Source organism: Corallococcus llansteffanensis (assembly GCF_003612055.1).
In the GTDB taxonomy this organism is placed as follows: Bacteria; Myxococcota; Myxococcia; order Myxococcales; family Myxococcaceae; genus Corallococcus; species Corallococcus llansteffanensis.
In genome coordinates this window covers 1-17,112 of the sequence record NZ_RAWB01000033.1, presented here as the reverse complement: position 1 = coordinate 17,112, position 17,112 = coordinate 1, and the positions used below count along the sequence as shown (strand labels likewise).

Here is a 17,112-nt window from a genome sequence, read left to right as displayed (position 1 = left end):
TCGGAGCAGGGGATAGGTTGGTTTGTTTTCCGGATTATACACGGAAAACACCTGTCATGCGCCGAGCCGGTCGGCCAGGTCCTGCGCCAGTCCGCACATGGTCAGCGTGGGGTTCCAGGAGCCGGAGGTCGGGAAGAGCGCTCCGCCCGTCACGTAGACGTTGTGCACCCCGTGCGGGCGGTAGTCGAGCCCGACCACGGAGGTCGCCGCGTCCTTGCCCATCCACAGGGGCGAGGCCTCGTGCACGATGATGTTCAGGCGGATCTGCTTGCGGCCCGGCCGCTCCTTCTGCCAGAAGCCGCCGCCGTCCTCGTCGTCGACCCAGTACTCGAGCTCCGAGCACGGGTCGCCCGTGCGGCCGGCCAGCACCCCGAGGGTCTGGTACGTCGCCTCGTCGAGCACGTCCCACAGCTCGTGGTCCAGCGGCCCCGGCTGTAGTTGCAGCGAGATGTTGGTGGACGGGTCCGTGCCTCCGTTGAGGCGGATCCAGTTGTGGGCGTTCGTCTCGCTCACCTCGCCCAGCGTGGCGCAGACGAACACGACGTAATCCTCGGAGCCCTTCAGCTGCGCCATGGAGGCGACCGCCGCCGCGTCCGGCGCTTCGTGGGCGATGGTGCTCTCGTCGGCCGCTGGGTTCGCGGAGGCGAAGGCGCTGGCCTGGACGTGGTACTGCAAGCCATTGCCGGCCTTGCCGTCCAGGTAGACCGCGCCAATCTCCAGCGCGGACAGGTCCACGAAGGCCGACCGCTTCACGCGCGCCGTGATGTGAGACATGAAATGCCCGGTGTAGCGCTTGCCAATGTTCGGCAGCGCTTCCTTGAACGAATTCATCAGCAGGGTGGCGGGCGGGATGGTGCCCATGGCCAGGACGATCTTCGCGGAGCTGACCGCCAGCGGGCCGCGGCTCGTCTCCAGCGCGGTGACCGTGCCGTGGCCGTCATGCAGCAGGCGGCCGACGACGCAGTGGTCGACGATGGTGAGGGGCTGTCCCTTGCCCTGGGCCGCCAGCGCCTTCTGGGACTGCTGCAAGTCCAGCAGCGTGCCGACGGTGGAGTATTTGTAGAACTTGACGCCCTTCCAGGCGGGATTGCCGACGGCGATGGGCGCGGGGAAGGCATTCTGGGCCGAAGGCACGGCGCGCTTGAAGTTCTCCCGGAGGTTCACGTCGAGCTGGTGTTGCAGGCTGCCGTAGACGCCGTCGTTGATCCGGTCGGTCGTCGTGACGTGCAGGAAGGACCGGGCGCGGTCCCAGAAGCCCGGCTGGAGCGTGACGTCGATCAGCTCCTGGGGCCAGTCGCGCAGCAGGTCCGGGCCAGGGGCCGGGCACCAGGCGCTCCAGTAGGTGGAGCGACCGCCCACCACCGGGATGTAGCCGGCCTGGAAGAACTCCAGCTCCGTCGTCGCCATCCGCGTCGTGCGGGTCCACGGGTAGGTGGTGGGAGGCGAGCCCGTCGCCGCCTGGAAGGCCATGGGCAGCATCTGGTAGTGCACAGGCAGCCAGAAGCCGCCGCGCTCCAGCACCAGGATGCGGGCGTTGGGATTGCGCTTCAGCGTCTGCTCGATGAAGGCCACGCCGGTGGGCCCGGTGCCAATCACGATGAAGTCATACGCCGAGGCCTGGATGTCGCCCCAGTCGCTCGGCGCGGCGAAGAAGGCCTGACCGGCGATCTGATCCGCGCTGGCCCCTTGTGGGCCAGGAACCGGATAGCCGAGCGAGATGCCCTTCGGGACACGGCTGGAGCCAGCGAAGAACTTCTTGTAATTGGATGACATAAGCGAAGTGGGGCGGTGGGGGCTTCGTGGGTCCAGCGGTGGCCTTCTCCCAGGTTGCAGAAGGCATGCCGCATTCCAGACGCCTGCCACGTCGCTTGAATCAGGAGGCTTGTCGGGCCCCAGCGCGCTGGGCACGGTGGGACCCGCGTCGCTTCAGGAAGCGTCAGCGTCTTTCCGGAACGCGAGCTTCCCCGTCCTCGTCCTCATCGGAGAGGGGCTCGGGTTCCAGGCGGGCCTGACGCTCACTGGCCTCCCATGACGCCCCTGCATCACCGGAGTGCACGCGGGCGGCGGCCTCGTCGTCCTGCGCGCCCGTCCAGGTGGTGTGCCCCCCGGCGAAGCCTTCCAGGGGCCGGGCCCCACGGTGGGCCTCCACCTCCAGGTCCTTCTGCTCCTCGGCGCGCAGCCGCTCCCGCTCCTGCTCCCGCTCGTGCTGGTGCTGCTTCTCGATGAGTTTGTCCGCCATGGTGCCGTCACCTCCTGCCGCAAGGTGAGGTCTTCCCTCGCGGGATGGCAGCCAGGGGGCGGCGGCTCGCGGATGGCCGCCTGCCCTGCGGACGGTCGGAAGCCCGGGTGTCGCCACGCCCAGGGACCGCCAGCGCCTGCGCTATTCGACGGAAGCGACCTTGTCGTTCTTGTCGAACTTCACCTTCACCTTGGTCATCTTGCCCTTCCAGTAGATCCAGGTGCTGGAGGCGAGGGACGGCGTCTCATGCGGAGGCGGGGGACCCCAGGCCATGCGCACGGCCTCGCGCGACATGCCGGGCTCCACTTCCGAGGCCTCGACCTTCTTGCGGTCCTCCGGCGACAGCGCCGCGAGCTTCGCGGCCTGGTCCTCGGCGGCGAACGCGGCCTGGAACAGCTTCCAGGTGTCCCAGCCCGAGCGGGAGTCGTTCTCGAAGGAGAGCTCCGTCCCGGAGTCCACGACCTTGAACTTCACCTTGGAGGATCCCTTGTCCAACACCTCCACCTGCGTGTTGATGGGGAGGATGGGGCCCTTGAGGTAGTTCACCCAGGACACGGTGCCGTCCTCGAAGTGGAAGTTCGCGGTCGCGTAGTAGAAGACCTTCGCCGCCGGGGCCGGGGCGGGCGCGGCCACGGGGGGCTCATCGCCGAACGACACGACCTTGCCGTCGCCGTCGAACACCACTTCGAAGGTGGAGAGCTTGGAGCTCCAGTAGGTCCAGCGGTCGCTCTTGAGCGACGGGGTCCGGTGGGGCGGCGGCGGCCCGATGGCCAGCAGCACGGCTTCCCGGGACATGCCCCGGGCCAGCTCCCCCGACTTGACCTGCTTCTGGTCTTCCGGCGAGAGCGCGGCGATGCGCGCCGCGGGATCCGTGGGGGCGAAGAACCCGGCGAACAGCACCGCGAGCGGCTTGCCCAGGCTCCGGTGGGTCACGACCCGGAACTCGGCCTGGGAGGGGTCCAGCACCCTGCAGGTGATCTCGTCGTCGTCGCGGTCCAGCACTTCGATCTTCGTGCCGACGGGAAGCAGCGTGCCCTTGGCGCGGTAGTTCACCGCGGAGAGCTGGCGCTTGTTGATCAGGAAGTTGGCCTGCGCGAACAGCGTTTCGGCCTGGGCACCCAGCGCCGTCAGCAGGCCCAGCGCGAGCAGACCGCGGAGAACGTTCTTTCGATACATGTGAAACCCCCTCGTTGTTCAAAACCCTGCCGCGCTTGTAGTTGTCCCGCGAGGACGGTCGCAAGAACTTTGCAGGTGCCTGCGGTATGAACGGCGCACCATGCGCCGCGCTCCGTTGATGGGTCCTCCGCCGCCTCCGCCCCGCTTCCGGCGGCGCCTGCTGGCGGTGATGCTGCTGACGGGCCTCATTCCGCTGGTGCTGCTCGGTGTGCTCGCGCAGGGCGTGCTGGAGCGCGTGCTCTCCGTGTCCATCGCCCCGGTGGAGGGGGTGCTCGACGGAGTGTCCGCGGACCTGGAGCGGCGCGGCCTGCCGCAGGACGCGCTCGACGACGCGCGGTTGAACCTCGCGCAGGCGGAGCTGGCGCGGCGGGCGCTGGTGCGTCGCGTGCCCGCCTTCATCGCCGTGCTGGGGCTCGGGTCGGGCCTTGTGCTGGCCGTGGCCGCGGCGCTGCTCGGCCGTGTCCTCCTGCGTCCCGTGGGGACCCTCATCGAGGGGATGCGGTCCTACTCGCGCGGGGACCTGGCCGTGCGCCTCACCGTGCCCGAGCCGCCGCGCGACGAGCTCCAGTACCTGCTGGGGCAGTTCAACCGCATGGGGCAGGAGCTGCTGGGCCAGCGCGAGCGGCTCAAGGCGGCCGAGCAGATCGCGGCCTGGCAGGACGTGGCCCGCGCGCTCGCCCACGAGCTGAAGAACCCCCTCACCGCAATGAAGCTCTCGCTCGCGCGTCTGTCCCGCCAGGATGACAGCGCCCCGCCGGACCCGACGTGCCTCGCCGAAGCGGTGGCCCTCCTCCAGGAGGAGGTGGACCTGCTCATGCGCATGACGCAGAGCTTCTCCACCTTCGCGCGCCTGCCGGCCCCGCGCTTCCAGGACGTGGGGCTGCGCGCCCTGCTGGCGGAGGTGTGCACCCTGTACGCGGGCAGCTCGCCGGTGCCCGTGGAGCTGGAGCCCGGGCCGGAGGTCCAGCTGCGCGCGGATCCGGACGGGCTGCGCCGCCTGTTCGGCAACCTGGTGAAGAACGCCGCCGAGGCCTCCGGGCCGGACACGCCGCCCGTGCGCGTGGCGCTGCGCTCGGAGGACGATGGCGCCGTGCACGTCACCGTGAACGACGGCGGGCGCGGCGTGCCGGGCGTGCTGGAGGGAGCGGTCCTCACCCGGGGGCTGTTCAGCACCAAGCCCGGCGGCAGTGGACTGGGGCTGCCCATCGCCCAGAAGATCGTCCACGAGCACGGTGGCACCCTGCGGCTGGAGCCGGGTGCGAGCGGCGGGACGCGGGCGTTCGTCGCATTGCCTCGGGTGCCTCCCACCTCCCAGGTGACGTCATGAAGCCAGGCCCCCGCATCCTCATCGTCGACGATGATCCCGGCGTCATCCGGGCCCTGCGCGGGCTGCTGGGCGACGAGGGCTTCACCACCGTGGAGGCCCGCTCCACGGCGGAGGCGGCGCGCCTGCTCGAAGCGCCGGACGCGCCTCCCGCGCTGATGCTGCTGGACCTGCGCATGCCGGGCGAGACAGGGCTGGAGCTGCTCGCGCGCCTGCCGAAGCCGCTGCCCGTGCCCGTGGTGGTGCTCTCCGGCGAGGCCTCTCCCGCGGAGGCGGTGCAGGCGCTGAAGCTGGGGGCCACGGACTTCGTGGAGAAGCCCCCTTCCGCGGAGCGGCTCATCACGGCGCTGCGCAACGCGCTGGCGCTGGGCTCGCTGCGGGAGGAGCGGGAGCGGCTGCTGGACGAGCTGGCCCGTCCGGGGCACCTGGTGGGGGACAGCCCGGCCATGGAGGCGCTGCGCCAGCTCATCGCGCGCGTGGGCCCCAGCGACACGGCGGTGCTCATCACCGGTGAGACGGGCACCGGCAAGGAGCGCGTGGCGCAGGCGCTGCACAAGGCCTCCGGGCGCAAGGGCCGGCTGGTGGCGGTCAACTGCGCGGCCATCCCCGCGACGCTGCTGGAGAGCGAGCTGTTCGGGCACGAGCGGGGCGCCTTCTCCGGCGCGGTGGCGCGGCGCACGGGCCGCGTGGAGCAGGCGCAGGGCGGCACGCTGTTGCTGGACGAATTGGGCGACATGCCGCTGGAGCTCCAGGCGAAGCTCTTGCGCGTCCTGGAGACCCGTCAGGTGGAGCGCCTGGGCGGCACGCTGCCGGTGCCGGTGGACGTGCGCATCCTCGCGGCCACGCACCAGGACCTCACCCGCGCGGTGAAGGAGGGGCGCTTCCGGCAGGACCTCTTCTTCCGCCTCAACGTGCTGCCGCTGCACCTCCCGCCACTGCGCGAGCGCCCCGAGGATCTGCTGCCCCTGGCGCGCGTCTTCGCCGCGGAGTTCGCCGGCCCCCGGGCGACGCTCGTGCTGGCCCCCGGCGCCGAGGCCGCGCTGCGCGCGTATCCGTGGCCCGGCAACGTCCGCGAGCTGCGCAACGTCATCGAGCGGCTGAACCTGTTGCGCGGCGATGGCCCGCTGGAGCTCCGTCCGGACGCGGTGACGGCTCCGGCGGGCACCCCGGCCGCGCCCCGCGCCACGCTGGGCGACAAGAGCTACCGCGAGCACGTGGAGGACTTCGAGCGGGACCTCATCCGCGCCGCGCTCCGGGAAGGGGAGAGCATCGCCGGGGCCGCTCGCCTCCTCCAGGTGGACCGGGGCAACCTCTACCGACGCATCAAGGCCCTGGGCCTCCCCGTCACCCCATGACACGCCCCAGGGATACGGGCGATGTCACGGGCACATCCCGGGGTGACATCCGGATGTGTCCATGACATCGACTCGCCCGGCGGCTCCTCGTCCTTCCAGGCACTTGCCGGGGACCTCCACCTGGAACGGCGCATGCTCCTGCCACCCCGCATGAATCGCATCCTGCTCTGTCTCTGCCTCTGCTTCGTCTCGCTCGCCGCCCTCGCGCAACCCGCGGGGGACGCCGGCACGCTCCCGTCTGATGCCGGCGCGCTCACGGCTCCCTCCGGGGACGCCACGCGGTCCCAGGCCAGAGCGCCCAAGGACGAGGAGGATCCGGATGAGGATCCGGACGAACATGAGGATCCGGACGACGACAACGACGACGACAACGACAACGATCCGGACGATGAGGACGCCACGGCGCGCGAGGAGTGCCCCGACGGCTTCGACGACGACGACGACTCCAACCCATCGGTCCTCGCGCCGCTCCAGTTGGACGTCAACGGCAAGGGGCTGGCGCCGACAGGCCTCGCGCTCGTGGGGCTCCATCACCTGACGGATGCGCAGGTGCGCGCGCTCGTGGGCGCCCCCGCCGCCGGGGCCACGGAGCCGCTGTCCCCCAAGGAGGTGCAGACGCTGCTGCGAAAGCTCGCGGGCACGGGCCTCTTCGCCCACGTGGCGCCCCGCCTGCGCGTCAGCGAACAGGGGCCAGCGCTGCTGGAGGTGACGCTGGAGGAGTACCCCACCGTCACCTCGGTGCAGGTCCAGGGGCTCCAGGACCTTCCTCCGCAGGAGTGGCTGGAGGAGCTGTTCCCCCGGCCGCCCGGCTCCTTCGGGAACGATGACGAAGACGATGACGATGATGAGCGGGACGTGGAGGAGTTCGTCGCCACGGTGCGCATCCACGGACGCCGCGCGAAGGTGTCCATCGACAACCCGTGCCCTCCGCTTCATCCGCCCCGCGAGTGGCTCGCGCACATCGAGCGCGGGCAGTTCCATCCCGGCATCGTGCAGGGCGGGCTGGACGCCGCGCTGGAGCGCTCGCTGAATGAGCTGCGGGATGATGAGGGCTACCTGCTGGCGACGGTGTCCGCCACGCTGTCCCACGAAGGCGCGTTGGTGGTGACGGTGGACGAGGGCCGGCTGGAGGCCGTGGACGTGCCCGGTGTGGAGCCCAAGATGGCGGAGCGGGTGCGCGAGGCGCTGGGCCTGTCGCCGGGCGATGTCTTCCTCCGCAGCGACGCCCGCCGTGCGGTGGATCGCCTGGAGTCGCGGCTGCGCTTCCTCCGGACCGTGGGCGGCGAGGGGCTGAACGAGGAACGCCGGAGCGTGAAGGTCGTCGAGGAGCGCGAGGCCACCGGCGCGCGGCGCTACCGCACCCAGGAGCAGGAGCGGCGTGCGTCCCGGCGCGATGAGGACAAGGAGCCCGAGGAGCCCGAGTCGCGTTGGCGGAAGCTGTTCTCGTGGCACGACGAAAGGGAGGAGGGCATCACGCTGGAGGGACGGCGCCTGGTGGTGCACGTGCGGGCGCGCCGGCCGGACCTGTCGGTGGAGCTGCTGCCCGTGCACACGCAGGTGACGGGCTTCGCGCCGGGACTCGCGGCCGAGCTGCGCATCTGGGATCCGAAGGACCGCGTGCACGCGACGCTGGATGCGGCCTTCTTCGTCCCGCTGCGGCTGGGCGGCCAGCGGCTGCCGGATGATCCGGAGGGGACGAAGCGTCAGCGCCGCGTCAGCCTGCTGGGCGGCGCGAAGCTGCACGTGCCCGCGCTGGGGCTCGCGGAGGTGGGCGCGCAGGTCCACGACTTCACGGACACGTCCGACCGCTGGCGGCTGGGCGACATCGACTCCTACGTCTACTCGTTCCTCATCAACCGGCCGGACCGGGACTACTTCCGCCGCAAGGGCTTCGCGGCGTTCGCCACCTGGCGCCCTGCGCGCTCGTGGCTCGCGGGCGCGGAGTTCCACGGCGACACCTACGAATCCCTCCAGGCCTTCACCCCGCCGCTCACCCTGTTCCGCCGGGACTCGCCGCCCTTCCCCAACGCGCCGGTGAGCGAGGGCCGCTTCCACTCCGTCGTGCTGCGCGCGGAGTACGACAGCAAGGCGAAGCCGGGGTCGCCCGTGGGCTCGCTCTTCCGGACGCCGGAGACGTCCCTCTTCCCGCGTGAAGGGGACCGGACGCGGGAGCCCGCGCTGCGCGGACTCGTCACCCTGGAGGTGGGCCAGCAGGTGGGCGTGGACACGCGCTTCTGGAAGCTCATCGGTGACGCGGTGCTGGACCTGCCCGTCACCTGGCACTCGGGGCTGAGCGTGCGCCTGCGCGTCGCGGGAGGCCAGGACCTGCCCCTGCAGAAGCAGGAGGCGTTGGGCGGCTGGAGCGCGCTGCGCGGCTTCGGCTTCAAGGACTTCCGCGGGGGCGACGCCTCGGTGCTCGGCAGCGCGGAGTACCGCTGGCACGCCTTCGGCGTCTTCGCGGACCTGGGCGCGGTGCACGCCGCCTCCGATTGGACGGACCCGCGGCTGGGCGTGGGCGCCAGCTTCCACTTCACCGACGCGGTGCGCGTGGACGCGGCCTGGCGCACGGATGAGAAGGCGCGGGCCACGCCCGAGGCGCGCCTGCTCTTCGTCCGGACCTTCTGAGGCATGGCACCACGGTACGGCACAGGCGGACGGTGGCGGCTCCTGGCGGCGCTCACGGCGTCGGTGGGACTGCTGCCGTCCGGGGCCCGGGCGGACGAGGCCCGCGCCACCTGCACCGCGACGCTCGCCGGACGGCGCGTGGTGGTGCGGCCGGAGGCGCGTGCGTTCGTCACGCCCGAGTTGGACCGGTTGGTGCGGCTGGGCATGGCGGGGAAGCTGGAGGTGCATCTCACCCTGTTCCGCCGCCGTGCCCTCTGGTTCGACGCGCGCATGGACGGAGCACAGGTCACCCAGGTGCTCGCCTTCACGCGCGCGGGCTACCTGCTGGATGGGAGGCCCCTGGCAGGAGGGGTGGCCACGCTGGAGCTGGAGCGCGTGGCCTGGACGCTGGACGACCGCCCGGAGCCGGACGAGCGCTTCGTCGTGCAGGTGGAGGTGCGGCTGCAGGTGGTGACGGCCGCGAGCCTCGGACGCGTGGCGGCCTGGCTCACCCAGGGCGCTCCCGCGGGGACGGCGCCCGACGAGCGCTCCGCGCTCACAGGAACCCTGCTGCGCTCCGTGGCGGAGGACCTCGCGCGGGGCGCCTCCACGCGCTGTGACGTGCTCCGCCCGCCCTGAAGCGCGGGAAGTCCCAGGCACCGTGTCTCCGCGAAACGGTAGAATCAGCGCCATGCTGACTCCTTCCTTCGCCACGTACCCCGAGCTCGAGACCGAACGGTTTCGCATGCGGCAGCCCCGGCTGGAGGATGCCGCGGAGCTCGCCGCCATCTACGAGCACCCCGAGGTGGCGCGCTACCTCCTCTACGGCACGACCGGGGGCGAGCCGAAGATGCGCGAGAAGCTGACGCGGGACCTGGAGTCCGCGGGCCGCGGAGAGGGCTTCCGCTGGGTGCTCTGCGCGCGCACCGGGGACGTCCCCCTGGGCACCGTGGGGCTGTTCAACTGGAGCTCGCGCGACCGGCGCGCGGAGGTGGGCTACGTGCTGGGCATGCCCCTGTGGGGGCAGGGCGTGATGAAGGAGCTGATGCCCACGGTCCTGCACTTCGGCTTCGCGCGGATGGGGCTCCACCGCATCGAGGCGCGCCTGGATCCGCGCAACGTCGCCTCCCAGCGCGTGCTCACCCGCGCGGGCTTCCAGCAGGAAGGCATCCTGCGCGACAACAACGCCGGGCCCGAGGGCTTCACGGACACCGCGCTGCTCTCGCTGCTGGAAGGGGAGTGGAGCCGCGCCGCCGGGGCCGCGGAGGGCGGCTCGAACCCCGTGTTGGCCTGACGGAGCTCCTCGGTCAGGCCAGCCGGTTCCTGGGCGGCGACCCGTCCTTGGGCACCTGCTGGTCGGAGACCAGGACCCACACCGAATTCGTCTTGTCGCTGTAGAAGAGGGTGATGGCCACGTGCCGCGCGCCATGCGCGAAGCGGAAGATGAACCCGAAGGTCTGGTAGAGGTTCTTCGCCCGGACGCCCTCCTGGAACCGGCCGTAGAACTCCCGGACGCGGGTGCAGGGCGCGACCTCGTTGAAGAAGCTCCTGCCAATCTGGTCCTTCGCCTTGATGCGGGCGAGGGAGGCCTCGGTCCGGTTGAACTTGAGGATCTTCCCCTGCGAGTCGAGCTGGATCATTCCCAGGGGAAGCCCGTCGAGCTCCAGCTCCGACAGGCCGTCCACCCGTTGAATCAGGGCGTCGAGCTCTTCGCGGGAATGGGTTTGCAGCGGCGCGGCACGAAGCGGTGGCTGCCCAACAGCCACCCTCCGGAGGCTCCGGAAACCACGGCGAAGGACTGTCCGGTGCTGAGCGTGCGTCAGCTCAAGTGGAAGGGAACCTGCCGCTCGAACTCGCGACTGGGCACTCCGATGACGGAGTACGCGGGCGACTGGATGGGAGGCATGGTGCGCAGGATGCGGCGGTGGAACGTCTGGTAGCCGTTGCGGAACTTCCCGCCGTTCCACACGCGCAGCAGGTTGGACGTGAAGAGGCCGTTGAAGGCGCCGTCGCTGGAGAGCTGGTTGTCCTGGCAGCCGGAGATGAGCAGCACGGTGGCCTTGAGCGTGAGGCGCGGGTCCTCCTTGGGCAGCCGCTTCATGATGTCGTCGTACATCGCCTTGTTGTCGCGGTAGGTGCGGTGCTCGATGCCCAGGGGCATCTCCTTGAACCGCCGCTCGGAGGGCTCGCTGCTCTGCACCGTGTCCGCGAGCAGCTGCAGGCTGCCGCTGGAGCGCAGGGCCGCGTAGGCCACCTTGCTCACCGAACCGCTGTGGCAGCTGTCGGAGAGCATGAAGACGCGCACCCCCGGCTTCAGCTTCGACATCGCGACGTAGATCTCATCGTCGATGACCTCTCCGTCATAGAGGCACCACGTCTCGTCCAGCCCGTCGGACTCATCGGCGTTGGTGTCCGGGAGCTGGCCGCCGTGTCCCGAGTAGGTGAGCAGCAACAGGTCCCCGGCCTGGAGCACCTTCACCGCCTCGTCCATCTCTCCCAGCATGCGCGAGCGCGTGGCCTCCTTCGTGAGCAGCTGCGTCACCCGACCGAAGCCCTGCGTCTTCGCGATGCTGACCATGTCCTCCGCGTCCGCCTCGCACGCCGTGAGCTGGCCGTCCCAGCCCGCGTAGTGGTGGGGGTCCACCGCGTTCAACCCGATGTTGATGGAATATCCCTGACCCATGACTCGTACTCCTCCCTGTCCTGCAAGGTGGAGTCCGTCCCCGTGGGATGTCACCGGGGAGGCAGGGCGCGCCGTGCGTCTCCGGCCACCCCACCGCCCGGCCCGCCGCGCGCAGGGCTGCCCGGGTGGGCGCGCGCGGGAGCCAGCAGCCGTTCGCCCGTGTCCATCCGGAGCACCTCCCGGACGTGTGGCCATTGGGGCAGCTGGCGCGCCAGGCGCTGGAAGTGACGCTGGCGCACGCTGGTGCGCACCACGTGCAGCGGCCGGCCCTCGCCGAGCTTCAGCGGCAGGACGGTGCTGTGGAAGGCCGGCAGGGGCAACCAGCGGTTGATTCGCGAGCTGCGCAGCATGGCGACGAAGGCCGCGTCCTCGAAGTGCAGCCGCGTGAGGTCCTGGCTGGACCAGTTCGAGGAGTAGACGCGGTCCCGTCCGAACAACCAGTGGTGATACACGCTCGACGGACGGGTGTTCCGCCGCCAGTGGTCCGCCCAGCGGATGTCCGCTTCGAGCTGGGCCTTCCCGAACGCCGCCACGACCGCCCGGTTGCGCGCGGTCAGCTCCGCCACGGAGGCCCGCGACAGCTCGGGCAGGGACAGCACGGCGGAGGCGTTCCCCAGACAGTTGGCCAGCGTCCCCGGCGGGATGCCCAGCAACCCCCGCACGTCGATGGGGAAGTACAGGCCCACGTCGCCCGTGCCGGCCGTGTCCCGGGCGCACTCGGCGAAGGCCTTCAGCAGCGTGGCGTTGACGACGTCGTTCGTGGAGGCCCGCACCCCCGTGGGCGCAAGCTCCGCCTTGAGGGCCTCCACCCCGTCCTCGTCCAACAACAGACACAGCGGCACCGCGTCGTGCACGCCCGTGCCCAGGTACCGGGCGAGCCCGAGCCCCGCGCGCAGGCGGGAGATGCCGACGATGCCGTTGCGGCCCTCACGCGAGGGGGGCGCACCCGCCTCCGGGTCCAGTTGCAGCTCGCGCCAGATGGCCGCCCGGTCGAAGAGGGGCTCCGCGCCCGGCGCGTCCCCGCCGTTGTAGACCTGGGCCACCGCCCCGAGGAACCCGTAGATGCCGTGCAGGTCCGACAGGGCATGGTTCCAGGTCAGCCCCACGACGGAGGCGTTCTGGAAATGGTTCAGCTTCAGGTGCAGCAGCGGCCGGTCGCGCTGGCCCTCCAGCCGCCCCTTCGGGACGAGGCCGTCGATGAAGGCGCTGCGGTAGAGCGCGGGCCAGTGCTTCAACTCCAGCGTGTCTTCCACCGTGGCCACGTCCAGGGCGACCGCGCCGTTGCCGGTGGGCGCCGGGCTCACGAGCAGCAGCGCTTCGTTCCGCGTCTGCAGCGTCCCGTGGAAGAAGGGATGCTGCACGAGCGCGCGGCGGAGGGCCTCCGCGAAGCGCGCGGTGTGGATGGGCCCGCTGAAGGCCAGGGCGAAGCTCACGAACATGTCCTTGAGCGCGATGTCCACCGCGCTCAGCGCCCAGGTCCGCTGGGGGGCTTCCGGGGCGCTCAGGAGGATTCGCTCGGCCATGGTCGGGGCTTTCGGAAAAAAGAGGACCGCGGTCAGGGTTTGTGTGGGGGCCGGGCCCTCGCGGCCATCAAGTCCAGCAGGGCCTGGGCGTCGCCCCCCTGGCGCAGCAGGCCCTCGCGGACTCCGGCCTGGTCCTCGGCGGAGCGGTTCTGGCCCAGCTTGAACTTGCCCACCAGCTCGTCGATCTCGAGTTCGAAGCCGACGATGTGCTCCAGCAACTGCGCCCGCGTGTGCTCCGGCAGGTGCGTCGGGCCGCCCGGCGCGTCCAGGCCGGGTTCGTACTCGGCCAGGGTCGCGTCGATGAGCGCGGAGAGCGCCGGCGTGTCGAGCAGTCGGGGACGCCCCACGGCGTGCACCACCGCGTAGTTCCACGTGGGGACCGCGGGGCGCGCCTGATACCAGCTGGGTGAGATGTAGGCGTGCGGGCCGTGGAAGATGCAGAGCAGCGGCCGCTCGCCATTGAAGTCCCGCCAGTGCGGGTTCGCGCGCGCCAGGTGCCCCCGGAGGGTGCCCTTCGCGCCGCGCTCGGGCACCAGCAGGAGTGGCACGTGGGAGACGTGGGATTCGGCGTCGTGGGAGATGACCGTGCTGAAGCTGTGCTGCTTCATGAACGCATGGAGCGCTCGCACGTCGGGTTCCTGGAAGGCGGAGGGCGTGTACAGCATGGACTCCTCGACGAGGTGGGGGCCCGGGGCCCCGTCAGATGCTCAGGGCGGTGAAGACCCTGGGCCCGACCGCATTATAGATGCCGCGCAGCAGGGACCAGGAATGTCTGGCCCGCCACGGCAGGTGCTCGAAGCCGAGCAGCTCGTACTCCGTCCAGGGCGTGCAGCCCCGCTTGCGCTTGAACTCGCCGGACCCGGAGCTCAGGTTGAGCGTCAGGCCGCGCTCCTCGGCCAGCCGCATCAGGTGGCTGACGCCCGCCCGGTAGAGGCCGTGCTTGCGCGAGAGCGCCGGGTCGTGGCCCACCACCGAACCGATGAGCTCGTCCCCCGCCTCGAAGCAGGTGACGAAGTAGTGCAGCCCGCCCTCCACGTCGATGCCGTAGACCTCCAGCGCCCCCTGCTGCAGGGCCGCTTCGAACCAGGCCGGGGTGAAGTGCGCGTTGAGCTCCGAGTACTTGTCCAGGTACAGGGCCCGGTAGAGCGCGCCCAGGCGGGACACGGTGTCCGGCTCCGCGGTCGTCAGCCTGCGCAGGTGGGGCTGGTGCCGCTGGAGCAGGCCCCGGTCCTGGCGGAACTCCCGGGGTGGCTTGAGGCCCGGCTCGTGCCGCCAGCGGTACATCTGACGGTTGAAGATGGCGTGCAGCCGCGACGGGGAGTCGCCGCGCTCCACCTCTTCGGCGGTGGCCGCGCTGGCCCGCTTGAAGACGAAGGCATGCTCCGGGAAGCGCGCCTGGAGGGCCTCCGTCAGCGCCGCGAGTTGCGGCGTGGAGAGGGCGAGCTCCGGCCCCGTGGCGAGCAGCCAGTGGTTGACGTAGACGACCCGGTCCAGGTGTCTGCGCGGGATGGCCGCGCGCACCGCCCGGATGAAGGCCAGCAGCCCCCACCGCACCGCGCGCTCCTTCACCGAGCGCGCGAAGTCCTCCGCGTAGGAGATGTAGTTGACGTAGGGCGACGTCAGGTAGCAGCGGCTGTCGTCCCCGTCGTTGACCACCAGGGGGAGCACCTGCCCGTCCACGTCCGCCAGGAGGACGCGGTGGCGGGTGTTCGCGAGGTAGGGCGCGGTGCCGTGCTCCACGTAGTGGCCCACCAGCCGCGTGGCCAGCAGCCCCGGGCCGGGCCGCGGGTCCCCGGCCTCAAGGATGCGGACGGAGGGCATGGCGCACGTCGAAGGAATGGACGGGCGTGGTGCCCAGCGTGAGGGTCACGCCGCGCACCTGGTCGCCGTGGAACGTGTAGCGCAGCCGCGCCTCGGGCCCCATGCCCAGCAGGTCCACCGTGTCCTCCGACACCGGCACGGCCTTGAGGAAGGGCTGCTCGTTGACGAAGACGCACAGCTCGTTGTCCACCAGCCGCACGCTGCCGGGCAGCGGCGCCGTCAGCGCCTCCAGCCCCGTGCCGGGCAGGTGGAAGCCCGCGGGCAACGTGAAGTCGAAGGCGAGCCGGTCCAGCACGCCCGGATCCAGCTCCTCCCGCGCGCCGTCCGGCTCCAGCGCCGCGAGCGACGCGGGCACCAGGCCTTCCGGGAACAGGCGCAGGAGCGCCGCGTCCGCGCTCACGTCCAGGACCAGGTGCACCCGCGCGATGGCGCTGCGGTTGATGCCGTGGTGGGGCTGGGAGAAGTCGCCGTACCAGAGCTCGCCGGCGCCCCAGGGGCAGCGCTGGCCGCCGAGGTAGAACTCCACGTCGGGGTGCGTGACGATGGGCACGTGCAGCCGCACGATGCGCCGGCTGAGGAACGCGTCGTGGTGCTCGCGGATGACGCCCCCCGGCTCCAGCCGCAGCAGGCGCGCGAGCCGCAGCCGCAACCCCAGGCCGGACAACAGCTCCCGCAGGGCCGGGGCCCGGGCCAGGACGGGGGAGGGCCCGGAGGACACCGAGTCGAGGCAGATGGAGGACCACCCCACGTGGCCCTCGCCCGGGTAGCCCGCGGGCCGGCCCTCCACCTGCGCGCGGACCGCCTCGTAGGCGGCCTCCAGGGCGTGGGCGTCAAACGAACGGTTCAGCCTGACCGCGTGCATGCGACAGGTCCTCCTGGAAGCGCTCCCCGGCCGCGCCGGAGGGCTCCCGCTGATAGACGTGGATGGTCCAGAGCTGCGTTGTCTCCCGGGCCAGGACGTCCTGGTAGCGGTCGGTGACGTGCGCGTAGCCCGCGTGTCCGGGGGTGACGACGCGCAGGTGCCCCCGCGTCACCACGAGCGCTCCGGGCGCGAGCCCGGGCTTCAGCTCCTCCAGGAAGGTCTGCTCGCGCGCCGGGGGCAGGAACGACGGCACGTCGGAGAGCGACACGAAGCCCACGTCGCGCTGCTTCCGGACCTCTTCGACGAGGTCGCCCTGGATGAAGTCGATGCGGCACTTCCGGGCGTGCCGCTGCGCTGCCCGGTAGACGGCCGGGTCGGCTTCGATGGGGAAGCCTTCCGCGAAGCGCAGCTCTCCCAGGAACACCATCTGGAGGAAGAAGCTCTTGCGCGCCGGGGTGTCCTGGAAGAGCCGGTCGAAGAGCTCCTGGTAGATGCGGAAGGTGCTGCCGGGGCGGTTCTTCTTCGGGAAGTCCCCCCGGTACAGCAGCGAATTCAGGACCGCCGAGTTGCCCAGCAGCAGCAGCACGCCCTTCCACGCGCTCCGGGGGAAGCCGGACGTCACGTAGGCGCGCTGCGCGTCCAGGTCGGGGGCGTCGAAGAGCCTGCGCCCGGCGGCCCGGGTGAGCAGCCCGTTGACCCGGGACAGCGTGCGCAGCATCTGTTCGAAGCGGCCCAGGTAGATGATCCGCTCTCCCGCGGCGACCGCGGCCTTCAGCGGCTCCAGGGCGCCACGCGCGCCCGGGGACAGCGGCAGCGCGCCGAGCAGCTCCAGCCGGCGCGCCACGGGCATGGGCTCGTAGCCCAGGAGCCCCAGGTACTCCGGATGCTCCAGCGTGCGCAGGGCACACACGCGCAGCTCGGTCAGCGCGAGCTGGGTGTCGGAGATGTCCACGCAGGAGAGTTCTCGCGGTCCTCGCGCGAGCAGGGGGATGACGCGGCCGCCGCTGCCGGCGACCGCGACGACCCGCCCGGTGTCGGGCGGGAGGACCTGGAGCTCGACGCTCGAGTCCTCATCCCCCAGCGCGTAGTTCAGGTGGCGGAAATAGGTCCCGGCCATGGCTTCAGAGCGCCTTCAGGAAGGCGCCGCGCTCGCTCTGTCCCGCGAGCAGCCGCGCGTGCGCGTCCACCACCTCGTCCATCATCCGCCAGGTCAGCCGCAGGCTGGTCTCCATGACCCGCGCCACGTCCTCCCAGTCCTCCGGCGTCCGGCACTTCTTGGCGATCATCTCGTTGACGAGCGCGGAGTGGTCCTCGTCGATGTCCGCGTGCGCGACGAAGAAGGTCATCTGCGCGGCGGTGAGCCCCAGCGTCTTCTGCACCCGGCCCATCAGCGGGCGGATGTATTCGTAGCAGCTCTCCGCCCAGTAGCTGTAGCCCAGCCGCTGCAAGGGATTGCCCTGGTAGGAGATCCAATACAGGTAGCCCGTCAGCACCTCCGTGGCGGCGAGCGGGGGCGGGATGGGGA

General features: G+C 71.1%; 16 protein-coding genes. 5 read left to right on the top strand and 11 right to left on the bottom strand.

From position 1 onward, the window contains the following. Positions 1-54: 54 nt before the first annotated feature. The 3 genes from D7V93_RS05255 to D7V93_RS05245 form a co-directional block, all read right to left on the bottom strand. Positions 55-1,773: a GMC oxidoreductase gene (locus D7V93_RS05255; RefSeq protein WP_120642310.1), complete on the bottom strand. Its 1,719-nt coding sequence runs from the start codon at positions 1,771-1,773 to the stop codon at positions 55-57. A gap of 163 nt (positions 1,774-1,936) precedes the next feature. Further along, a complete protein-coding gene (locus tag D7V93_RS05250) occupies positions 1,937-2,239 on the bottom strand; it encodes a hypothetical protein (protein WP_120642309.1) in 303 nt (100 codons plus the stop codon). A 141-nt stretch (positions 2,240-2,380) separates the two neighbouring features. After that, on the bottom strand, positions 2,381-3,415 hold the full coding sequence (locus D7V93_RS05245) for a hypothetical protein (RefSeq protein ID WP_120642308.1): 1,035 nt from the start codon (positions 3,413-3,415) through the stop codon (positions 2,381-2,383). A 100-nt stretch (positions 3,416-3,515) separates the two neighbouring features. Between D7V93_RS05245 and D7V93_RS05240 the strand changes: the two genes are divergently transcribed. The 5 genes from D7V93_RS05240 (at position 3,516) to D7V93_RS05220 (ending at position 9,992) form a co-directional block, all read left to right on the top strand. Beyond that, positions 3,516-4,742, top strand: a complete 1,227-nt coding sequence (locus tag D7V93_RS05240; RefSeq protein WP_244237120.1) for a sensor histidine kinase — start codon at positions 3,516-3,518, stop codon at positions 4,740-4,742. Next, positions 4,739-6,094, top strand: a complete 1,356-nt coding sequence (locus tag D7V93_RS05235; RefSeq protein ID WP_120642306.1) for a sigma-54-dependent transcriptional regulator — start codon at positions 4,739-4,741, stop codon at positions 6,092-6,094. Before D7V93_RS05240 ends, D7V93_RS05235 begins: the two co-directional genes overlap by 4 nt. A gap of 132 nt (positions 6,095-6,226) precedes the next feature. After that, complete coding sequence (locus tag D7V93_RS05230; protein WP_244237119.1) at positions 6,227-8,719, top strand: BamA/TamA family outer membrane protein; 2,493 nt, start codon at positions 6,227-6,229, stop codon at positions 8,717-8,719. A 3-nt stretch (positions 8,720-8,722) separates the two neighbouring features. Continuing rightward, positions 8,723-9,337 (top strand): hypothetical protein, encoded by a 615-nt coding sequence (locus tag D7V93_RS05225; RefSeq protein ID WP_120642305.1) that lies wholly within the window; start codon positions 8,723-8,725, stop codon positions 9,335-9,337. Positions 9,338-9,389: 52 nt separating this feature from the next. Further along, complete coding sequence (locus D7V93_RS05220; RefSeq protein ID WP_120642304.1) at positions 9,390-9,992, top strand: GNAT family N-acetyltransferase; 603 nt, start codon at positions 9,390-9,392, stop codon at positions 9,990-9,992. A 13-nt stretch (positions 9,993-10,005) separates the two neighbouring features. Here D7V93_RS05220 and D7V93_RS05215 read toward each other — a convergent pair whose 3' ends face one another. The 8 genes from D7V93_RS05215 to D7V93_RS05180 all read right to left on the bottom strand — a co-directional run. Further along, a complete protein-coding gene (locus D7V93_RS05215; protein ID WP_244237118.1) occupies positions 10,006-10,383 on the bottom strand; it encodes a PAS domain-containing protein in 378 nt (125 codons plus the stop codon). 134 nt (positions 10,384-10,517) lie between these two features. Next, complete coding sequence (locus D7V93_RS05210; protein ID WP_120642302.1) at positions 10,518-11,381, bottom strand: caspase family protein; 864 nt, start codon at positions 11,379-11,381, stop codon at positions 10,518-10,520. A 50-nt stretch (positions 11,382-11,431) separates the two neighbouring features. After that, positions 11,432-12,904 (bottom strand): acyltransferase, encoded by a 1,473-nt coding sequence (locus D7V93_RS05205; RefSeq protein WP_120642301.1) that lies wholly within the window; start codon positions 12,902-12,904, stop codon positions 11,432-11,434. Between the two features lie 32 nt (positions 12,905-12,936). Then, entirely contained in the window at positions 12,937-13,569 is a 633-nt protein-coding gene (locus D7V93_RS05200; protein ID WP_120642300.1) for an FMN-binding negative transcriptional regulator, read from the bottom strand. Between the two features lie 34 nt (positions 13,570-13,603). Next, complete coding sequence (locus tag D7V93_RS05195) at positions 13,604-14,725, bottom strand: GNAT family N-acetyltransferase (protein WP_120642299.1); 1,122 nt, start codon at positions 14,723-14,725, stop codon at positions 13,604-13,606. Beyond that, positions 14,703-15,587 (bottom strand): aspartyl/asparaginyl beta-hydroxylase domain-containing protein, encoded by an 885-nt coding sequence (locus D7V93_RS05190; RefSeq protein ID WP_120642323.1) that lies wholly within the window; start codon positions 15,585-15,587, stop codon positions 14,703-14,705. The genes D7V93_RS05195 and D7V93_RS05190 overlap by 23 nt, the downstream gene beginning before the upstream one ends. After that, the gene (locus D7V93_RS05185; RefSeq protein ID WP_120642298.1) at positions 15,556-16,704 is read right to left on the bottom strand and encodes a DUF3419 family protein; all 1,149 of its coding nucleotides are present in this window, start codon (positions 16,702-16,704) and stop codon (positions 15,556-15,558) included. Before D7V93_RS05185 ends, D7V93_RS05190 begins: the two co-directional genes overlap by 32 nt. Positions 16,705-16,708: 4 nt before the next feature. Next, positions 16,709-17,112, bottom strand: a 404-nt coding sequence (locus D7V93_RS05180; RefSeq protein ID WP_147451048.1) for an iron-containing redox enzyme family protein, incomplete at its 5' end; no start/stop codon positions are given.